Source organism: Vibrio sp. Vb0304, from assembly GCF_033338995.1.
Taxonomy (GTDB): Bacteria; Pseudomonadota; Gammaproteobacteria; order Enterobacterales; family Vibrionaceae; genus Vibrio; species Vibrio alginolyticus.
Genome location: NZ_JAWOTT010000096.1, coordinates 1 through 1,588, shown reverse-complemented (window position 1 = coordinate 1,588; position 1,588 = coordinate 1). Strand labels below are relative to the sequence as shown.

The following is a 1,588-nucleotide window of genomic DNA, read 5'->3' as shown; positions in this document are numbered from 1 at the left end:
CGATGGATTTGCCGAACTGTTTGCGCTCATGCACGTAGGGGACGACGATATCCATACACGCTTGCATAATGCCGAGTGGGCCAGCAGCTAAAACAACGCGCTCGTAATCAAGCCCACTCATCAATACTTCGACGCCACAATTGAGTGCTCCGAGAATGTTTTCTTTAGGTACTTTGCAATTGTTGAAGACGAGCTCAGATGTGTTTGAGCCTCGCATTCCCAACTTATCGAGCTTTTGCGCGTCACTGAATCCGGTAAAACTGCGCTCGACGATAAACGCTGTGATCCCGCGCGATCCCGCATCAGCATCTGTTTTGGCGTACACCACGACCACGTCCGCATCGGGGCCGTTCGTGATCCACATTTTTGTGCCATTGAGTAAGAAGTGGTCGCCTTTGTCTTCGGCTTTTAGTTGCATGCTGACGACATCCGAACCCGAATTGACTTCGCTCATCGCCAGAGCGCCTATGTGCGAACCATCAACTAATTTAGGCAGATACTTTTCTCGTTGCGTTGGGGTGCCGTTTCGAAAGATTTGATTTACGCAAAGATTAGAATGCGCGCCGTAGCTGAGCGCGACGGAGGCTGATGCTCGGCTTATCTCTTCCATTGCTACAACGTGGGCGAGGTAGCCCATTTCAGCACCACCATATTCTTCGCTGACGGTTACGCCAAGCAAGCCCATTTCACCAAGAAGTGGCCATAAATGGCTCGGAAACTGATTGTAATGGTCAATATCAGCGGCAATAGGAGCTATATGCTCACTCGCGAACGCATTGACGTGATCTCGGAGCATATCAATGGTTTCACCGAGCCCGAAATTCAGCGGGATGTAGCTCGTTTTCATAACGTCTCCCTGTTGCAGGTGTGTGACTGTGAAAATCGTGCACTGCTTGAGTGAGGGAAATTTGAGTTAGTGGCGTTGTTACTTTTCGTTGTTTTTTAGTGTTTGAAGGCAGCGTTCTTTTGCTGCATTGAGCTCGCCCATGACGACACCAATGTCATTTAACTGCTGTTGCAACACGGCTTGCTTTTCTTCAATGATATTGAGCATTTTGAGCAGCTGTTCATCCGTTTGTTGCATGTCGTAAAGTTCGAACAGTTCACGTATTTCTGCCAGCGAGAAGCCGAGCCGTTTCCCTCTAAGAATCAGTTTAAGTCGGATTTTGTCCCTACGCTGATAAACGCGCATATTGCCTTTTCGCTCTGGCTCAATCAGGCCGACGTCTTCATAAAATCGAATGCTGCGCGTCGTGATGTCGAACTCTTTGGCGAGATCACTGATTTTGTATTTTTCCATAACACACTTACCTCGAATAAAAATCCAGCTTCTCGAAATCTGACCATGACTGAATAAAAATTAGGTTGTTATCAATGTGTTTCTTTACCTCACTGTAAAGGCTAGTGCTATGCTTACGTAAACGTCAAGAAATCACAGTGCGATAATTTCGTTGCCGGATAAGGGATAGAGCTTCATCGTTTGAGGTGAGAAAACCTGAATAGGCAATTGTGGTGGGTAAGTTCGTACGCTGTGATACACCGTTAGGGAATGCGAATCATGGGAAACGACATTTGGATTGTCAGTGCG

The 1,588-nt window shown here is 47.2% G+C and carries 2 protein-coding genes; both read right to left on the bottom strand.

Going from position 1 to position 1,588, the window contains the following annotated elements; all coding sequences use genetic code 11:
• Window positions 1-847, bottom strand: an 847-nt coding sequence (locus R7P35_RS24070) for an acyl-CoA dehydrogenase family protein (protein ID WP_318092842.1), incomplete at its 3' end; no start/stop codon positions are given.
• 78 nt (window positions 848-925) lie between these two features.
• Window positions 926-1,300, bottom strand: a complete 375-nt coding sequence (locus tag R7P35_RS24065) for a MerR family transcriptional regulator (protein ID WP_005455792.1) — start codon at window positions 1,298-1,300, stop codon at window positions 926-928.
• Between the last annotated feature and the right edge of the window lie 288 nt (window positions 1,301-1,588).